At 68.2% G+C, this 18,470-nt stretch carries 15 protein-coding genes and 2 pseudogenes; 9 read left to right on the forward strand and 8 right to left on the reverse strand.

Features of this window, described 5'->3' with window-relative positions:
- The first annotated feature begins 28 nt into the window (after window positions 1-28).
- Complete coding sequence (locus tag DAA40_RS09500) at window positions 29-520, forward strand: general stress protein (RefSeq protein ID WP_199849682.1); 492 nt, start codon at window positions 29-31, stop codon at window positions 518-520.
- A 16-nt stretch (window positions 521-536) separates the two neighbouring features.
- Here DAA40_RS09500 and DAA40_RS09505 read toward each other — a convergent pair whose 3' ends face one another.
- The 4 genes from DAA40_RS09505 to DAA40_RS09520 form a co-directional block, all read right to left on the reverse strand.
- Complete coding sequence (locus tag DAA40_RS09505; protein WP_106849511.1) at window positions 537-2,231, reverse strand: AMP-binding protein; 1,695 nt, start codon at window positions 2,229-2,231, stop codon at window positions 537-539.
- 46 nt (window positions 2,232-2,277) lie between these two features.
- Entirely contained in the window at window positions 2,278-2,991 is a 714-nt protein-coding gene (locus tag DAA40_RS09510; protein WP_106849512.1) for a TIGR00266 family protein, read from the reverse strand.
- Between the two features lie 11 nt (window positions 2,992-3,002).
- A complete protein-coding gene (locus DAA40_RS09515; protein ID WP_234356320.1) occupies window positions 3,003-6,419 on the reverse strand; it encodes a pyruvate carboxylase in 3,417 nt (1,138 codons plus the stop codon).
- 224 nt (window positions 6,420-6,643) lie between these two features.
- Window positions 6,644-7,552 carry a cation diffusion facilitator family transporter gene (locus DAA40_RS09520; protein ID WP_106849513.1) on the reverse strand — a complete coding sequence of 303 codons (909 nt, stop codon included), beginning with the start codon at window positions 7,550-7,552 and terminating at the stop codon, window positions 6,644-6,646.
- 285 nt (window positions 7,553-7,837) lie between these two features.
- Here DAA40_RS09520 and DAA40_RS17000 point away from each other — a divergent pair.
- The 4 genes and pseudogenes from DAA40_RS17000 to DAA40_RS17015 form a co-directional block, all read left to right on the forward strand.
- A pseudogene (locus DAA40_RS17000) lies at window positions 7,838-8,335 on the forward strand (plasmid pRiA4b ORF-3 family protein); the annotation flags it as partial.
- Between the two features lie 658 nt (window positions 8,336-8,993).
- Window positions 8,994-9,245, forward strand: a complete 252-nt coding sequence (locus DAA40_RS17005; protein ID WP_106850101.1) for a transcriptional repressor — start codon at window positions 8,994-8,996, stop codon at window positions 9,243-9,245.
- 104 nt (window positions 9,246-9,349) lie between these two features.
- Window positions 9,350-10,462, forward strand: a pseudogene (locus DAA40_RS17010) (catalase); the annotation flags it as partial.
- Between the two features lie 42 nt (window positions 10,463-10,504).
- The gene (locus DAA40_RS17015; RefSeq protein WP_370430648.1) at window positions 10,505-10,846 is read left to right on the forward strand and encodes a catalase-related domain-containing protein; all 342 of its coding nucleotides are present in this window, start codon (window positions 10,505-10,507) and stop codon (window positions 10,844-10,846) included.
- A gap of 135 nt (window positions 10,847-10,981) precedes the next feature.
- On the opposite strand, the gene DAA40_RS09540 is transcribed toward DAA40_RS17015, so the two are convergent.
- From DAA40_RS09540 to DAA40_RS16665, 3 genes are all read right to left on the reverse strand, one after another.
- Complete coding sequence (locus DAA40_RS09540; protein WP_199849684.1) at window positions 10,982-12,112, reverse strand: FAD-binding oxidoreductase; 1,131 nt, start codon at window positions 12,110-12,112, stop codon at window positions 10,982-10,984.
- A 197-nt stretch (window positions 12,113-12,309) separates the two neighbouring features.
- On the reverse strand, window positions 12,310-12,879 hold the full coding sequence (locus DAA40_RS09545) for a type 1 glutamine amidotransferase domain-containing protein (RefSeq protein ID WP_106849514.1): 570 nt from the start codon (window positions 12,877-12,879) through the stop codon (window positions 12,310-12,312).
- A gap of 1 nt (window position 12,880) precedes the next feature.
- Window positions 12,881-13,231 (reverse strand): alcohol dehydrogenase catalytic domain-containing protein, encoded by a 351-nt coding sequence (locus DAA40_RS16665; protein ID WP_255413474.1) that lies wholly within the window; start codon window positions 13,229-13,231, stop codon window positions 12,881-12,883.
- A 433-nt stretch (window positions 13,232-13,664) separates the two neighbouring features.
- On the opposite strand from DAA40_RS16665, the gene DAA40_RS09555 reads away from it, so the two are divergent.
- Window positions 13,665-16,031 (forward strand): excinuclease ABC subunit UvrA, encoded by a 2,367-nt coding sequence (locus DAA40_RS09555; protein ID WP_106849515.1) that lies wholly within the window; start codon window positions 13,665-13,667, stop codon window positions 16,029-16,031.
- Between the two features lie 360 nt (window positions 16,032-16,391).
- Here DAA40_RS09555 and DAA40_RS09560 read toward each other — a convergent pair whose 3' ends face one another.
- Window positions 16,392-17,306, reverse strand: coding sequence for a cation diffusion facilitator family transporter (locus DAA40_RS09560; protein WP_234356322.1), 915 nt, complete (start codon window positions 17,304-17,306; stop codon window positions 16,392-16,394).
- Between the two features lie 269 nt (window positions 17,307-17,575).
- Between DAA40_RS09560 and DAA40_RS09565 the strand changes: the two genes are divergently transcribed.
- Genes DAA40_RS09565 through DAA40_RS17020 form a run of 3 tightly spaced genes read left to right on the forward strand, consistent with a single transcriptional unit; the run spans window position 17,576 to window position 18,464 of the window.
- Window positions 17,576-17,881, forward strand: a complete 306-nt coding sequence (locus DAA40_RS09565; RefSeq protein ID WP_255413594.1) for a leucine zipper domain-containing protein — start codon at window positions 17,576-17,578, stop codon at window positions 17,879-17,881.
- A complete protein-coding gene (locus DAA40_RS09570) occupies window positions 17,875-18,165 on the forward strand; it encodes a DDE-type integrase/transposase/recombinase (protein WP_106849518.1) in 291 nt (96 codons plus the stop codon). Before DAA40_RS09565 ends, DAA40_RS09570 begins: the two co-directional genes overlap by 7 nt.
- Window positions 18,162-18,464, forward strand: coding sequence for an ATP-binding protein (locus DAA40_RS17020; RefSeq protein WP_370430649.1), 303 nt, complete (start codon window positions 18,162-18,164; stop codon window positions 18,462-18,464). The genes DAA40_RS09570 and DAA40_RS17020 overlap by 4 nt, the downstream gene beginning before the upstream one ends.
- The last annotated feature ends 6 nt before the right edge of the window (window positions 18,465-18,470 follow it).

Consider the following 18,470-nt stretch of genomic DNA (forward strand, 5'->3'; position numbering starts at 1 on the left):
CCTCGCCCCGAACTGGTTCACTGGGGTCATGACCCCTGGATCGATGCCTCCCGGCGCGGTGCCCGAGCGGCCCGCCTCGACAGTGATCGCTACCTACCGCAACTACCTAGACGCGCAGCGACTGGTCGACCAGCTCTCCGACAGCGGCTTCCCGGTGCAGCACGTGCGGATCGTCGGCCGCGGTCTGCACAGCGTCGAGCAGGTGCTGACCCGCATGACGACCGGCAAGGCCGCGCTCGCGGGCGCGGCCAGCGGCGCCTGGTTCGGTCTGCTGATCGGGCTGCTGCTGAGCCTGTTCGTGATCGGCTCGTGGTGGCGCCCGCTGCTGCTGGGCGTCGTCCTCGGCGCGGTCTGGGGTGCGATCCTCGGCGCAACCGGCCAGGCGGCCACCCGCGGCCAGCGCGACTTCGCGAGCGCCCGCCGTACGGAGGCCGACAGCTACGAGGTCGAGGTCGACGACACGCATGCCGAGGAGGCACTCAACTTCGCCGCGCGCCAGCGAATGATCTCCGGCCAATAGCCACCTGCGGTGGGGCTTAGCCCTTGATGTCGGGGAAGTCGTCGTCGCGCCACTCCCCTGAGGGCTTGGCGCCCTCGATGTCGCTCTCTCGCTGACGCAGCTCGACCCGCCGGATCTTCCCCGAGATCGTCTTGGGCAGCTCGTAGAACTCGATGCGGCGGACCCGCTGGAAGGCCGCCAGCCGCTCACGGGCGTGCTTGAGGATCGACCTCGCCGTGTCCGCGTCGCCCTCGTACCCGGGCGCCAGGGAAATGTAGGCCTTCGGGACGGCGAGCCGGACCGGGTCAGGTGCGGGCACGACGGCGGCCTCGGCGACCGCGGCGTGCTCGATGAGGACCGACTCGAGCTCGAACGGGCTCACCTTGTAGTCGCTGGCCTTGAACACGTCGTCGGTACGGCCGATGAAGGTGATGTAGCCCTCCTCATCCACGGTGGCCACGTCACCCGAGTGGTAGAAGCCGCCTTCCATGGCCTTGGCGTTCTTCTCCGGGTCGTCCTGGTAGCCGGTCATCAGCGACAGCGGGTGCTTCATCAGGTCGATACAGATCTCACCCTCGCCCTTGACCGGCTCGTTGGTCAGCGGGTCGACCAGGACGACCGGGACACCGGGCAGTACCTGCCCCATCGACCCTGGCTTGACCTTCGCCCCGGGCACGTTGCCGATGCTCGCAGTGGTCTCGGTCTGTCCGTAGCCGTCACGCAGGGTGATCCCCCACGCCTGCTGCACCCGCTCGATGACCTCTGGGTTCAGAGGTTCACCCGCACCGATGCACTCGCGCAAGTTCCACGGCCCGGCGCTGAGGTCGGCGTTGATCAGCATCCGCCAGACGGTCGGCGGTGCGCAGAAGGTGGTCACCTTCTCCTTCTCGATCTGCTGCATCAGGGCAGCGGCGTCGAAGCGGGTGTAGTTGTACACGAAGATGGTGGCCTCGGCGATCCACGGGGCGAAGAAGCACGACCACGCGTGCTTGCCCCAGCCGGGCGAGGAGATGTTCAGGTGGACGTCGCCGGGCTGCAGGCCGAGCCAGTAGGTGGTGCTCAGATGTCCGACGGGATAGGAGATCTGGGTGTGCTCGACCAGCTTGGGGCGGCTCGTCGTCCCACTGGTGAAGTACAGGAGCAACCGGCTGTCGCTGGCGGTCCGGGGGTGCTCGATGACGGGATCGGCGATGTCGTAGGCATCGCGCAGGTCGGCCCATCCATCCGCCGCGCCCGCGGTGATCCTGGTGTAGCTGCCGTCGAGGTGCGCGAACTTCTCGACGTCTGCGGGGTTGCAGATGACGTGCTTGGCACGTCCGCGCTGCATCCGGTCCTCGAGATCATCGGCACCTACGGCGGACGTCGTGGGCATGATGACCGCGCCGAGCTTCATCACGGCCAGCATCGACTCCCACAGCTCGACCTGGTTGCCGAGCATCAGGATCACCGAGTCGCCCTTGGCCACGCCCTGCTCGCGCAGCCAGGCTGCCACCTGGTCGGAGCGGCGCGCGATCTGGTCGAAGGAGTACTCCGCCCGCGCACCGTCCTCCTCGACCAGGATCAGCGCCGGTCGCTCGTTGCCCTTGGCGATGGCATCGAACCAGTCGATCGCCCAGCAGAACTCCGGGCCGACGTCCGGCCAGCGGAACTCACGAACCGCCTGGTCGTACTTGCCACGCCAGGCGAGAATCTGGTCGCGCGCGGAACGGTAGATGTCGGTGACCGAGGTCATGGCTCTCCTCCGGTGACGGAACTGTGAGCCACACCATACCGCCGGTCTAGCGGAGGATCCCGCCCAGACCACCCTGGGCGTTGGCGCTCGGGACCACCGATGCGGCCCACTGCGCGAACGCCGAGGGGTTGCGGCTCTGGGTGTAGATCCGGCCGGGCCCGGCGAAGTCGAAGACGAAGCCCTCACCGGACTTCATGGACTGGATGGTCCTGCCCTCGACCGCCCGGCGCATCCGGAACTGGATGTTCAGGTCGTAGGCGACGACGTGCCCGGTATCGATGACGACCTGCTCGCCGGGCTGCAGGTCGACGACGTCGATCGCGCCGAACACGCTCAGTACCGCCTGGCCCTGCCCTGAGCACTGCAGGCCGAAGCCGCCCTCGCCGCCGAACAGCGAGGCCCGCCCGCCCCACTTGGTGTCGATCTCGGTGCCGTAGGAGTTGGCCATCCAGTTGCCGCGGGCAATGTAGTACGGGCGGTTTGGCTGGACGTCGATCACCATCATGTCGCCGGGCAGGACGCCTGCGATGTCCAGCCAGCCGCCCTGCGCGGGGGCTGTGTAGGTGGTGACGAAGAACGACTCGCCGGCCAGCAGCGAGCGCTTGATACCGCTCATCACGCCGCCGGAAGACTGCGACTGCAGCTGCATTCCGGGGCTGTGCATGGCCATCGCGCCACTCTCGACGCGGACCGGTTCGTTCGGCGCGAGGTGTAGCCGCGCCATGGTGAAGGAGGGGTTGTGACGAAGCTGAACCTGCATGATGTGCTCCCTTACTGAGCGATCACGAGTACGAGGTCGCCGCCTTCGACCTGTGCGGTTCCGCTGAGGGCCACCCGCTTGACCTGGCCTGCGACGGGAGCTGTGATAGACGCTTCCATCTTCATCGCCTCGATGGTCGCGACCGTCTGTCCCAGCTCGATCTCATCACCCTCTGTAACGACGACCGACACCGCCCCTGCGAACGGCGCCGCCACCTGCCCCGGTTCGGACTTGTCGGCCTTCTCCTGGGCCGGGACGTCGCTGGCGACCTGCCGGTCTCGCACGCTGACCGGCCGAAGCTGACCATTGAGGGTGCACATCACGGTGCGCAGGCCCCGCTCGTCCGCCTGGCTGATCGACTGGACGCCCAGGTGCAGGGTCTTGCCCTCCTCGATGTCGACGGCGTACTCGCTGCCCGGGCTCATCCCGTAGAGGAAGGCGGTGGTCGGCAGCACGGAGACGTCGCCGTACTTTTCGCGGCTGTCCGCGAACTCTCGGGTCGGCGCGGGAAACAGCAGCCGGTTGAGGGTGCCTCGGCGATCGTCGTCCAGCCCGCGGCGGTCCTCGTCGGTGAGCTCGGTGTCCTCCGGCTTGCCGGAGCGACCTTCCAGGGCCTTGGTGCGGAACGGCTCGGGCCAACCACCGGGCGGGTCGCCCAGCTCGCCGTTGAGGAAGCCGATGACCGAGTCGGGCACGTCGTATCCGCCCGGGTTCTCGGCGAAGTCAGCTGGGTCGGCGCCTACGGCCACCAGGTGCAGTGCCAGGTCGCCCACGACCTTGCTCGACGGGGTCACCTTGACGACATTGCCGAGGATGCCGTTCGCAGCGGCGTACATGTCCTCGATCTGCTCGAACTTCTCGCCCAGGCCGAGCGCGATCGCCTGCTGGCGAAGGTTGGAGAGCTGACCGCCGGGGATCTCGTGATGGTAGACCCGGCCGGTCGGCGAGGGAAGCCCGGACTCGAACGGCGCGTACAGCTTGCGCACCGCCTCCCAGTAGGGCTCGAGGTCGCTGACTGCCTGCAGGTCGAGGCCCGACTCGCGCGCTGAGTGGTTCGTCGCGGCGACCAGGGCCGACAGCGAGGGCTGGCTGGTGGTGCCCGACATCGAGGCGGTCGCCGCATCGACGGCGGCCACGCCGGCGTCGATCGCGGCCAGGAGGGTCGCCAGCTGGCCACCGGCGGTGTCGTGGGTGTGCAGGTGCACCGGGACGTCGAAGCGCGCCCGCAGCGCGCTGACCAGCGTGCGGGCGGCCGGCGCGCGCAGCAGCCCGGCCATGTCCTTGATCGCCAGGACGTGGGCGCCGGCCTCGATGATCTGCTCGGCGAGCCGCAGGTAGTAGTCGAGGGTGTAGAGCCGCTCACCTGGGTCGCTCAGGTCCCCGGTGTAGCACAGCGCCACCTCGGCGATGCTCATCCCGGTCTCGTGGACGGCGTCGATGGCCGGGCGCATCTGCGAGACGTCGTTGAGCGCGTCGAAGATGCGGAACACGTCGATGCCGGTGGCTGCCGCCTCCTGCACGAACGCGTTCGTGACCTCGGTGGGGTACGGCGTGTAGCCGACGGTGTTGCGCCCGCGCAGCAGCATCTGGAGGCAGATGTTGGGCACCGCCTCGCGCAGCTTGGCGAGCCGGTCCCAGGGGTCCTCGCTCAAGAAGCGCAGCGCGACGTCGTAGGTCGCTCCGCCCCACGCCTCGAGGCTCCACAGCTGCGGGGTCATGCGGGCGGCGTGCCCGGCGACCGCGATGAGGTCGCGGGTACGCACCCGGGTGGCCAGCAGCGACTGGTGGGCGTCACGGAAGGTGGTGTCGGTGACGGCGAACCGATCCCTGCTGCGCAGGCCGGCAGCGAAGGCCTCGGGGCCAAGCTCGAGCAGCCGGTCACGGGAGCCCGGTGGCGGCGGGGAGCCGAGATCGATGGACGGCAGCTTGGCCTCCGGCTCGATCTCGATGGGCTGCTCGCCGTGCGGCTTGTTGACCGTCACGTCGGCCAGGTAGTTCAACAGTTTGGTGCCGCGGTCGGCGGACGATCGTGCGGTCAGCAGCCGAGGGTGCTGCTCGATGAAGCTGGTCGAGAGCCTGCCCTGCCGGAAGTCCGGGTCGGCCAGGACCGCCTGCAGGAACGGAATGTTGGTCGCGACGCCGCGAATCCGGAACTCGGCGACCGCGCGGGCCGCGCGGTCGACGGCGTCGGTGAAGGTGCGGCCGCGGCAGGTCAGCTTGGTCAGCATGGAGTCGAAGTGCGCGCTGACCTCGGCGCCGGTGTACGTCGTCCCGCCGTCCAGCCGGACGCCGGCGCCCCCGGGCGAGCGGTAGGTCGTGATGATGCCGGTATCGGGGCGGAACCCGTTGGCGGGGTCCTCGGTGGTGATGCGGCACTGCAGCGCTGCGCCCCGGATCCGTACGCCGTCCTGGCTCAGGCCGAGGTCGTCGAGGGTCGCGCCGGCCGCGATGCGGATCTGGGAGCGGACGAGGTCGACGTCCGTCACCTCCTCGGTGACGGTGTGCTCCACCTGGATGCGCGGGTTCATCTCGATGAACACGTAGTTGCCGTCGGGATCGACGAGGAACTCGACGGTGCCGGCGTTCTTGTACTCGATCTCCTGGGCGAAGCGGACGGCGTCCGCGCAGATCCGCTCGCGCAGCTCGGGGTCGAGGTTGGGTGCAGGGGCGATCTCGACGACCTTTTGGTGGCGGCGCTGAACAGAGCAGTCGCGCTCGAACAGATGGATGACGTTGCCGGCGCCGTCCGCGAGGATCTGCACCTCGATGTGCCGCGGGTCGACCACGGCCTGCTCGATGAAGACCGTAGGGTCGCCGAAGGCGGCCTCGGCCTCGCGCATGCAGGTCTCGATCGCCTCGCGCAGCTCGCCCTCGCGGTCGACACGGCGCATGCCGCGGCCACCGCCGCCGGCGACCGCCTTCACGAACAGCGGGAAGGGCAGCTCGTCAGCAGCCGCGAGGAGCTGCTCGACGTCCCTCGACGGCGGGATCGACTGCAGCGTCGGTACTCCGGCCTTCTTGGCCGCAGCGATCGCCCGCGCCTTGTTGCCGGTGAGGGTGAGCACTTCGGCGCTCGGGCCGATGAAGGTGATGCCGGCGTCCTCGCAGGCCTCGGCCAGCGCCGGGTTCTCGCTCAGGAACCCGTAGCCGGGATAGATCGCATCGACACCGGCACGCACCGCGGTCTGCACGATGAGCTCGGGATCGAGGTACGCACGGACGGGGCGCCCCCGCTCGCCGATCTCGTACGCCTCGTCGGCCTTGAGCCGATGCTCGGAGTTGCGGTCCTCGTAGGGGAACACCGCCACGGTGCCGGCTCCGAGCTCATAGGCGGCGCGGAAGGCGCGGATCGCGATCTCGCCGCGGTTGGCCACGAGGACCTTGGAGAACATCCGGCTGTCGTCGGTGTCCTGACCCGGCTCTGACACGTGATGGTCCATCGGTGCATCTGCCTTCGATCATGGCGCGGTGGCGCCGTTCGAGCGTTGCTGCGCGGATAGCGCGTTCGCGTGAACCTATCAGCGGCTCGGGATCCCGGTCTCGCTCATCTCAGCGCGTGGACTCCGGCGTTCTCGGCGCCGGCGGCTGAGATCGGGCCGCCACCATACGAGCCCGTCTGGCCCGGGCCGGCCCTGCTGGCGCGCTCGGTCGGCTACCAGGTCACCTCATGGCACTGGGGAGTGCGCCCGGTCTCGGTTTGCAGGGTCGTGTGCTGCACGGCGAAGCGGTCGCGGAGCACTTCCTGGGCGTTCATGAGGACCCGTTGCGAGTCGGCGGCCTCGCCGACGACCAGATGTGCGGTGGCGACGTTCATCCCCGAGGTCAGCGTCCACACGTGCAGATCGTGGACCTCGCTAACGCCGTGGATCTCCTCGAGGTGGCGGACGACGTCCGCCAGCCGTAGTTCCTTCGGTGCGTGCTGGCCCAGCACGTGCAGCACCTGCCTGCCGAGAGCCACCGCGCGGACGGCGACGAACGCGCCGATGGCAAGCGCGATCGCAGTGTCCCACGCCGCGTTGCCGGTGGCCGCCACCAGGACGCTGGCGGCGATCACTCCGACGCTTCCGGCGGCGTCGGCGACGACCTCGTAGTACGCGCCCTTGACGTTGATCGACTCGCTGGCGCCCGCACGCAGCAGGATCATCGAAACGATGTTGACAGCGAGCCCGAGCGCACCGACGGCCAGCATGGTCGAGGTCTGGACGTCGGGCGCCGAGCCGATCCGCCCGATCGCCTCGATCACGACGTACGCCGACACGCCGAGCATGATCAGCACGGTGAGGCCGGAGGCGAAGACCTCGGCGCGGTACGAGCCATAGGACCGATGCCCAGTGCGGTCGGCTCGAGTGGCGATCTGGGTGGCGACGAGGGCGGCGCCGAGCGCAACGACGTCGGCGGCCATGTGTCCGGCGTCCGAGATCAACGCCAGCGAGCCCGAGATCAGGCCGGCCGCGAGCTCGACGACGAAGAACACCCCGACCACGGCGAAGGCGATCGCCAGCCGCCACCGGTGCTTGGCCCCAGCGTGACCGACTGCTGGGTGCCCGTGCCCACTTCCCACCGCTACCCCCTACAAGGTCAAAATCATTATCGCATGCGCATGTGTGCATGTATACCGTTCGACGCGACCTCGGCTTCGGCCTACTCTGGAGTTGTGGCTTCCAATACCGACGATGGCCGGGCCGAGTTGATCCGACAGATCGAGGCGGCGACGGCGGCCGGGGCCGATACCGGCTTCCTGCGCCACCTGCTGGGCGCCGTCGCGCGAAGCAGTAGCCCCAGGCTCGAAAACGCCATGCCATCGCGACCGGAGCTCAGGCGGCAGCGACTCGATCGTCCGGTGATCATGCGGGTACGGGTCGACATCGACCACGCGCACCCACCCGTCTGGCGACGCATCGACCTTCGATCGGACCTGCACCTGGACGCCGTACACCGTGTCCTGCAGGCGGCCTTCGCGTGGGACGACTATCACTTGCACCGATTCTCGCTGGGTGGCGGCCCCTTCGACCGCGCCAGCCAGGTCTTTCTATGCCCATTCGACGTCGAGGAAGCCGACCTCGGCGACGCCGGCGACGTTCCGGCCGGCGAGGTGCGCCTCGACGAGACGATGCAACAGTCCGGCGATCGGCTGCACTACGTCTATGACTACGGCGACGGCTGGGAGCTGACCATCCGGCTGGAGGAGACCCATCCCGCCACGCCTGAAGCGCCACCCGCCGTGGCCGTTGCCGGACGGCGAGCCGCCCCACCCGAGGACTCGCGCGGTTGGTGGGAGGACGAGGATGCCCATCTGGAGATGGGCTACGACCCGGACCGGTTCGACCTCGACGAGATCAACGAGGCCCTGCAGGCACCGCACTTCACCCTCACAGGAGTCGTGGACCAGCGGCTCATCGATCTCGCGTATCGCCTGCGGAGCACGGCGGTCGGAGTGGACCTGGAGCGGCGGGTGCAGATGCTCGCCTCAGCCGAGCGCGGGATCTCGCGGAACGACAAGGCCGTGGCGCTCGCCGGCTTTCAGTGGTTCTTGGACCGCGCAGCCGGCGACGGCATCGCGCTGACCGCTGCCGGATACCTCAAGCCCGCCGACGTCGAAGCCGCCTCCGCGGTGGTCCCCTCGATGGCCTCCTGGATCGGCAAGCACAACCGGGAGATCGACAGCTACCCGCTGTTGGCGTTTCGGGAATCACTGGTCCCGTTGGGACTCTTGCGCAAGCGCAAGGGAACCTTGCAGCTCACCCGCGCCGGGGCAGCCGCACGTCGCGATCCTGACGTCCTGTGGGCGCACCTCGCCGAGCGGCTCGTGCCTCGCGAACCCGGCGGCTTCGCCACCCAGGCGACGCTGCTGGTGCTCGCCCATGCCGCAACCTCGGCCGGTGAGCCACTGGCTGTCGACGACATCATCACGGCCCTTTCCGAGCTCGGCTGGCGGTTCTCGGACGGGCGGTCAGTCGACTATCGCGCCCTAACGGGTAACAACGTGCTCGCCGCGCTGCGGAATGTGGGCCTTTCGCTGCCCGACCGGGATCACGACCTCGTCACTCCTGCGGCCGCGGCGCTCGCGCTTCGAGCTGAACCGTCACGACAATCATCATCACTATGTGTGCCGCACCTGCGGGCGCATCGAGGACGTGCCGTGCCCCGTCGGGGCACCGCCCTGCCTGGAGCCCGATCCGGCTCTCGGCTTTGCCACCGAGGCGGCAGACGTCACCTACAAGGGCCAGTGCCGGGAGTGCCGGCCCGCCCCCTGACTCAAGGACGTCGTCCGGCGTCGTTCGCACTGCATTGCCACCACCGAGGAGGAGAAATGGCCGACTACAAGTTCGATCCCACCAAGCCATCAACTACCGAGTCAGGCGCACCACGGGAGTCAGATGCGAACTCTCTGAGTCTGGGGCCCAACGGCCCGCTCATGCTCCATGACGTCGCACTGGTCGAGAAGCTCGCCCGCTTCGACCGCGAGCGAGTTCCGGAGCGTAGCCCGCACGCGAAAGGCTCGGGCGCCTTCGGCGAGTTCGAGGTGACCCAGGACGTGTCGCAGTACACGAAGGCGAAGTTCCTGCAGCCCGGCGCCACGACGCGGATGCTCGCGCGTTTCTCCACGGTGGCCGGCGAGCTGGGTTCGCCGGACACCTGGCGTGACGTGCGCGGATTCGCGCTGAAGTTCTACACCGAGGACGGCAACTTCGACCTGGTCGGCAACAACACACCGGTCTTCTTCGTGCGCGATCCCATGAAGTTTGCCGATTTCATCCGGTCCCAGAAGCGGACGCCCGATTCGGGCCTGCGCAGCAACAACATGCAGTGGGACTTCTGGTCGCTCTCGCCGGAGTCGGCGCACCAGGTCGCCTATCTCATGGGTGATCGCGGCCTGCCGAAGTCGTGGCGAAACATGAACGGCTACTCCTCCCACACCTACATGTGGGTCAACGCCGAGGGTGAGCGGTTCTGGGTGAAGTACCACTTCCACACCGACCAGGGCGTGGAGAACCTCACCAACGAGGAGGCCGGTCAGCTCGCCGGCGAGGACGCCGACTATCACCGCCGCGACCTGTTCGAGGCGATCGAACGCGGCGACTACCCCTCGTGGACCCTGCACGTGCAGGTGATGCCGTACGACGAGGCGAAGACCTACCGCTTCAACCCCTTCGATCTGACCAAGACCTGGTCCCACAAGGATTACCCGCTGATCGAGGTCGGCCGGTTCACTCTCAAGGAGAATCCGGTCAATCACTTCGCGCAGATCGAGCAGGCGGCGTTCAGCCCGTCGAACACCGTGCCGGGCACGGGGGTCTCGCCCGACAAGATGCTGCTCAGCCGCGTCTTCTCCTACCCGGACGCGCAGCGCAACCGCATCGGCACGAACTTCAACCAGCTGCCGGTGAATGCACCCACGGTGCCCGTGAACTCCTACGACAAGGAGGGGCAGATGCAGTACCACCACACCGGCAACGCGCCGGTGTACGCCCCGAACTCCTACGGACGGGCGTACCAGGACGCCCAGGGCCCGGTGGACAACGGCTGGGAAAGCGACGGCGAGCTCGTCCGCGCCGCCTACACCCTGCATGAGGAGGACGACGACTTCGGTCAGGCGCACACTCTCGTGCGCGAGGTCTTCTCCGAGGAGGAGCGCGAGCGTCTCATCGAGACGGTCGTCGGCACGCTGATCCCGGACGTCGAGGAGCCGGTGTTGTCGAACGTCTTCCAGTACTGGCGCAACATCGACCAGGAGGTCGGCGAGCGCATCGAGAAGGGCTACCACGAGAAGACGGGGCCGCAGGTTCCCGGCGCCGACCCGATCGATGGACAACCCGACTCGTCGCTACCGCAGCAGCACAGCCACGCGGGCTGAGGCTCTGGATGCTGCCTCTCGGTATCCGGCCGAGAGGCAGCATCCGTGCCCGATAAGCTCGACCGTCTCCCCCACGGTTCGTGAGCCCCGCTGCTGCGGCGCTGGGTGAGGCCGGCACCCCGTGGGTCACATCAGCTAGTCCTGGGCCTCGCCGAGGCGCGCTTCGGGCGTGAGCTCGGCGGACAGACCGCCGCCGGTCGCAGCTCGGGCGAGCGCGCGACCCAGCAATGGTGCCTGCTTGAACAGGTTGTGACCGGCCACGAAGAAGACAGAGCCTGCCTCCCACACGGCCACGCCGTCCTCGCTCCACGGTAGGTCGGTCACCCAGCAGTGAAGGAAGTCGCGCGGCTCCGGGTGGAGACCGGGCAGCGCCCGTGTGACGTAGTCGCGTGCGCGTTCGTCGAGCGATCGGATCGCTGCGGGGTCGATGAATGTTCCGTCGTCGCGGACGCCGACGGTTTCGCTGAGTCCGACGGAGTAACTGCTGTTGCCCGGTAGCGGCGTCGCGTAGACGCCGACTTCGCCGAAGACGCCGCTGCTGTCCTGCAGGCACGCGACTCGGGCCGGGGCGGCGGCTTTCACATCGAAGGTCAGCCGTACGTGCGCGGCAAGGCGAACCGGCAGCGACAGGCCGACGCTGCGTGCCAGGCGGGCGGTTTCGCGACCGGCGCACACGACCACCTTGGAGTAGACAGCCCGGTCGGTGACGCTGCGCACCTCGACCGTCCCATCGGTGCGGGGGTCGATGGAGATCACTTCCCCGGTGGTGACGGCGTCTCCGAGGGCACCCGCCAGTGCCCTGATCGCGGCGCGGGTGCGGATCGCGCCGCCCGACTCGTCGAGCACCGCTGGCCCCGAGTACCCCGCAAGCAGCGGCATTCGCTGGGCGACCTCGGCTGCGTCGATCTCGTGCGCTTGCACGCCGCCGACCTGGTCGAGCACCCGCAGCCGCTCCAGGGCGCTGTCTCCGATCGCCAGGACACCGTCTGATGAGATCAACTCGACGTCGAAGTGGTCGGCCCACTCATCCCATACGCCGCGGCTCTCGCGCGCGAACGCAACGAGTCGTGGGTCGTCGTGGGCATGCCGGAAGATCCGCGACTCGCCTGCGGACTGACCTGTCCCGGGCAGACCGGCCTCGTACAAGCGCACCGGCACGCCCTGCTCCCGCAGCGCGTACGCCGTGGACAGGCCGACGATCCCTCCCCCGATCACTGCTACCTCGGGTGATCGCGTCGTGGCGGCGCCGTCGTCAGTTCCTGTCATCGCGGTTCCTCGATCTGTTGGTGATGAGCGGTAGGCCGCAAGAGAAGGGGCCGCTGGCACGAGGTCAGCGGGCTGTGTAAGCCCGAAGTCACCGTGCGCAGCGACCCCTGCTCTCTGGGCCAATACTCCCAGTTGGCGGTGTCAGGCGGGGAGCTTGGGCAACGCGTCGAACCTGACAAGCAGTCCCTTGGTCACACTCATGACTTCTTCTCTTCCTTTGTCGGGGTGCCCGCAAGTTGGGACACGATCGCGTCGGAGAACGCCGGCAGGTCCTCCGGCGAGCGGCTGGTGATGAGATTCTTGTCGACCACCACGTCCTGGTCGACGACATCGGCGCCGGCGTTGCGCAGGTCGGTGCGAATGCTCGGGAACGACGTCAGGGTGCGACCGGCGGCCACGCCGGCCTCGATCAACGTCCACGGCCCGTGACAGATCGCCGCGACTGGCTTGCCGCTCTCGACGAAGTCGCGGACGAAGGACACGGCGTCCTTGTCGACCCGAAGCTGGTCGGGGTTCACCGTGCCGCCGGGGAGCAGCAGGGCGTCGTAGTCGCCCACCGAGGCGTCGGCGACCAGCCCGTCGACAGTGAACGTGCCCGCTTCATCCAGGTCGTTCTCACGGGCCTTGATCTCGCCGTCGTGGATCGAGAGGACCTCGGTCTGAGCGCCCGCGCGGTTCAGTGCTTCGCGGGGTTGCTCGAGCTCGACGCGTTCGACTCCGTCGGCGGCGAGGATCGCGACCCTCTTGCCCTGAAGATCTGCTGTCATATCAGTTTGCCTTCTTTCCGTTTGACATGCCGGGCTTGATGACGACCTTGGTCCAGCCCTTGGCCCTAGAGTCGAAGTTCTTGTAGGCGTCGGCAGCCTGCTCCAGCGAGATCTCGTGGGAGACGATCCAGGACGGCTTCGCCTTGTCAGCTGCGATGAGGTCGCGCAGCCGGCGGTTGTACTTCTTGACCGGGCACTGACCGTTGCCCATGGTCTGTCCCTTGAACCAGTGGGTGCCGACCCGGTCGCCTACCTTGACCTTCTCCACTCCCTTGCCGATCTCCACCACCTCTCCCATGTTTTCGTGACCGAACGTCCGGCCTAGCTCGAAAGAGGTCCGCCCCTCGTACATGTGCAGGTCCTAGCCGCAGATGTTGGTGGTCGTAATCTTGACCAGTACATCGGTGGGCCGCTCGATCTTCGCGTCTGGAACATCCGTGACGGCGACATCGCGCGGTCCCTGATAGACCACAGCCTTCATGGTGAATCTCCCATCGTTGTGTGGTGACTCGCCGAACCCTACACTCGCCGCCGACAACGAGGGGCGTAGACAAATCAGGCCTAACCCGGGGGTAACTTGAGGCCCACGCCCACCACACAGCAGCGAGCGCCAGAAGCCCGCGCCCGAACCCCGCCCAGGAGGTAACCGGGCGCACCAGGATCGTCACCTGGGACATCGCGTAGACCAAGACGGCCTGTTTCACCGTTGGAGTCTCGGGCGCTCTTCGGGGACCGCGATACTTTTTTCTTCGAGGGATCCAAGAGCAACCGACAGGAGTGGCCACGTGACCACCGATGCGACCGACGGCTTTGTGCGTGTCCGCGGCGCCAATGAGAACAACCTGCGCAACATCGACGTGGACATCCCTCGCAACGTGATGGTGGCGTTCACCGGGATCTCTGGCTCGGGGAAGTCGTCGCTGGCCTTCGGAACGCTGTACGCCGAGGCGCAGCGCCGCTACTTCGAGTCGGTCGCGCCCTACGCGCGCCGGCTGCTGCAGCAAGTCGGCGCCCCGCACGTCCAGGAGATCACCGGCCTGCCGCCTGCGGTCGCGCTCCAGCAGCGCCGGGGCGCGGCCACCTCGCGCTCGTCGGTCGGCACCATCACCACGCTGTCCAACCTGCTGCGGATCCTCTACTCGCGGGCCGGCGACTACCCGGCCGGTGCCGATCACCTCGCGGCCGAGGCATTCTCGCCCAACACCAGCGCGGGCGCGTGCCCGCGCTGCCACGGCCTGGGCGTCGTCCAAGACGTCACCGAGCAGCTACTTGTCCCGGATCCGTCTCTGAGCATCCGCGAAGGGGCGATCGCCGCCTGGCCGGGCGCGTGGCAAGGCGCCAACCTGCGCAGCATCGTGATGGGGCTCGGCATCGACGTCGACAAGCCGTGGCACAGTCTCAAAAAGCGGGACCGCGACTGGCTGCTGTTCACCGACGAGCAGCCCTCGGTGCTCATCGAGCCCGAACCAGGTCGCGTCGACCACGGCTACTACGGGAAGTTCTGGAGCGCGCGCAGCCACGTCATGCACGTGCTGGCCGACTCCACGAGCGAGCGGATGCGCGAGCGGGCCCTGCGGTTCGTGGAGGAAGCGCCCTGCCCGGACTGCCATGGCAGTGGACTGCGGCCCGAGGCCCTCGCGGTGACCTTTCTCGGGCGTTCGATCGCCGAGGTCAACGACCTGCCCTTCACCGCGCTGGTCGCTCTGCTGCGACCGGTCGCCGAGCGGCCCGAGGGTGCCGACGAGGTCGCGGTGCGGATCTGCGCTGACTTGGTCGCGCGCGTCGACGTGCTCCTCGATCTGGGCCTGGGCTACCTGAGCCTGGGACGGAGCTCGACGACGTTGTCGCCGGGAGAGGCGCAGCGCCTGCGGATCGCCACCCAGCTGCGTTCGGGTCTGTTCGGGGTGGTGTACGTCCTGGACGAGCCCTTCGCTGGCCTGCACCCGGCCGACGCGGAGCCGTTGCTGGATGTCCTGGACCGCCTCAAGGCCTCCGGCAACACGCTGTTCGTCGTCGAGCACGACCTAGACGTCGTACGACGAGCAGACTGGGTCGTCGACATCGGCCCCGGTGCGGGCGAGGCCGGAGGCCGGGTGCTTCACAGCGGTCCTGTTGCGGGCCTCGAGGACGTCACGGAGTCGGCCACCAGCGCCTACCTGTTCGGTCGCGCTGAGCGGCTCGTGCACGACGCGCGCGCCCCGCAGGGCTGGCTGCGACTGGCCGACGTACATCGCCACAACCTGCGCGGCCTGTCCGTCGACATCCCGCTCTGCGTCCTGACAGTTCTTACCGGGGTGTCCGGCTCGGGCAAGTCGACCCTGGTCACCCAGGTCCTGGCCGAGGACCCATCTGCCCTTGAGTCGTTCGACCGACTGGTGCTCGTCGACCAGCGGCCGATCGGCCGGACGCCGCGGTCCAACCTCGCGACGTACACGGGAATGTTCGATGCCGTGCGGAAGCTGTACGCCGCCACGGACGCGGCCCGGGCACGTGGCTACGGGGCCGGCCGCTTCTCCTTCAACGTCCCCGGGGGCCGCTGCGAGACCTGTCAGGGCGAGGGATTCGTCTCCGTTGAGCTGCTCTTCCTGCCTGGCACCTATGCACCCTGCCCGACGTGTCACGGCGACCGCTACAACTCCGAGACGCTCGAGGTCACCTATCGCGACAGGAACATAGCGGAGGTCCTCGCAATGTCCGTCGACGATGCCGCGACGTTCCTCGCCGACGTGCCGGCCGTCGCACGCAGCCTCCGGACGCTGCGGGAGGTGGGTTTGGGCTATCTGCGACTGGGACAGCCTGCGACCGAGCTGAGCGGCGGTGAGGCGCAACGCATCAAGCTCGCTACCGAGCTCCAGCGGGCGCACCGAGGACACGCGCTCTACCTGCTCGACGAGCCCACCTCAGGACTGCACCCCGCCGACACCGCACTCCTGCTGCGCCAGCTGCACCAGCTCGTCGACGCAGGCAACACGGTTGTTCTCGTCGAGCACGACCTCGACGCGATCGCCACAGCCGACTGGGTCATCGACCTCGGCCCGGGCGGAGGAGACGCCGGCGGTCGGATCGTCGCGACCGGGACGCCGGCCGACATCGCGCAGGCCGACGGCAGCGCGACCGCGCCGTACCTCGCGCGGCGGCTCGAGCGGACATGAGCTGGCTGCGGCCGCCGCCGGGCACGTCGTGCAGGATGACGACCTGACCGTCTACCTCGCTTGGACCTCGGAAGACCTCGGCGAACTCGCGGGTCGGCGCCGGGAACAGCAGCCGGTTGAGCGTACGCGGCCCGGAAGGCCCGGATCGCGATCTCGCCGCGGTTGGCCACCAGGACCTTGGAGAACATCTGGCGCTCCACCGCGCCGTCCTCTGCCGAATGGTGTTCCATCGGTGCATCAACGCCTTCGTTCGCGAGCGCTTGTGGCGCTCCTTCGAGCACGGGATCCGCCCGAACCTACCAACCGGCGGGTTGCGCGGCGATCTGGTCCCAGAGAGCGGACGCGACCCTCACGGCCCAATCACCAGGTGACCTCGTGGCACTGCTCGGTGCGGTCGGTCTCGATCTGCAGGGTGGCGTGCTCGATCGCGTGCCGCGACTGCAGCATCGCCTGCGCGTCGGTCAGCACCTGCTGCGCCGGTCGCTCCCCGTCGACGAGCAGGTGGGCGGTGGCCACGTTCATGCCGGAGGTGAGCGTCCACACGTGCAGGTCGTGGATCTCGGCGACTCCGGGGAGGCCTTCCAGGTCGCGCTCGATCGTCGCCAGGTCGAGGTCCTTCGGAGCATGCTGACCGAGGACGTGCAGTACCTGGTTGCCGAGCACGAGCGCGCGGACCGCCACGAACACGCCGATCGCGACCGCGACGACGGTGTCCCACACCGGATTGGCGGTCCACGTGACCAGCAGGCCGGCCAGGAGCACGCCGACACTGCCCGCGGCATCGGCGACGACCTCGTAGTACGCACCCTTGACGTTCAGCGACTCCTCGCTGCCGCCGCGCAGCAGCAGCACGCAGGCGATGTTGACCAGCAGCCCGATCCCTCCGACGACGAGCATTGCCGTCGTCTGCACCTGCGGCTGCTCGCCGATCCGCCCGATCGCCTCGATCACGACGTAGACCGCGACCCCGAGCATGATCAGCACTGTCAGGCCGGAGGCGAACACCTCGGCGCGGTACGAGCCGTACGAGCGGTGCCCGGCGGCCGGGCGGGTCGCGATCCGGGTGGCGAGCAACGCCGCCCCGAGCGCGACGACATCGGCGGCCATGTGGCCGGCGTCGGAGATCAGCGCCAGCGAGCCCGAGGCGAGGCCGGCGGCGAGCTCGATGCCGAAGAAGGCGGCGACCAAGCCGAAGGCCGCGGCCAGCCGCCACCGGTGCTTGCCGCCGGCGTGACCGGCGTGGCCGGAGTGGCCGTGATCGTGCCCCATTCCCATCGATACTCCCTCCGCGAAAAACCCACACATAAGCATATCCGCATGTATGCATGGATTCGCGCGTGACGTCGCCCGGTCGCGACAGACGGCTGAGCAAGGCGCATGAATGACCACAGGCCCGGGGATCCGAGGAACTCCGGGCCTGTGGCCTTTTCGTAGCGGGGACAGCGTAGTCTCAGGACATCCCGGACAGGTGTCTCAAGACATCCCGGACGAGGTGGCGGCGGGTCGGGGCCCGATGATCGCGGGCGTCGAAAGCTCGTCTGGTCATCACAGCTCTCACTGTTCAGGGTCGCCTGATCACGGAGGTCGTCGAGGCCTACGCCGTGTCACGCTCGTGGGTCTACGAGCTACTCGCGCGCTACCGCACCGAGGGCGAGGCCGCATTCGAGGCCCGTTCCCGACGCCCGCACCACAGCCCCACCGCGATCACCGACGAGCTCATCGCCGCGGTGCTCGCCGAACGCGACCGGCTCACCGCTGCCGGCACGACGCGGGCCCGGAGGCGATCCGCTGGCACCTGCAGCAGGCCGGCATCAACCCACCGTCACGCGCCACGATCGCGCGGATGCTGACCCGCGCCGGGCGAGTCCGCCCCGAACCCCGCAAGAAGCCCAAGACCGCCTACACGCGCTTCGCCGCCGAGCAGCCGAACGAGACCTGGCAGTCCGACTTCACCCACTATCGCCTCACCGACGACACCGAGATCATCACCTGGCTCGATGACCACTCCCGCTACGCCCTACACGTCACAGCCCACCGCGCGATCACCGGCGCCATCGTCACCAGCACCTTCACCCAGACCACCTACATACGTGGCATCCCGCCCTCGACCCTGACCGACAACGGCATGGTCTGAACCGCCCCGGGGGTTCCGGAGAGACCTCGAACCTACCGTTCAGCTCCTGGGCCGGCGTGTTCGGCGATCAAGTCGTCGCGGCCGCGATGATCGACCGCATCGTCCACCACGCCGATGTGATCGCGCTCAAAGGAGGCCTCCTACCGGGTCCGCGACAGAGGCGTGGAAACCCTCCCGAGCATCAAAGCCGAACAAGAATCCCTAGACTGAGACCGTTCACTATTGGACCGCCGAAACCGCTCAACTTTCGAGCGCCGTCGACACTGCGCACCACCGCCGTGCGTGATGTCCACGCCTAGACTTAT

The organism is Blastococcus sp. Marseille-P5729, from assembly GCF_900292035.1.
In the GTDB taxonomy this organism is placed as follows: Bacteria; Actinomycetota; Actinomycetes; order Mycobacteriales; family Antricoccaceae; genus Cumulibacter.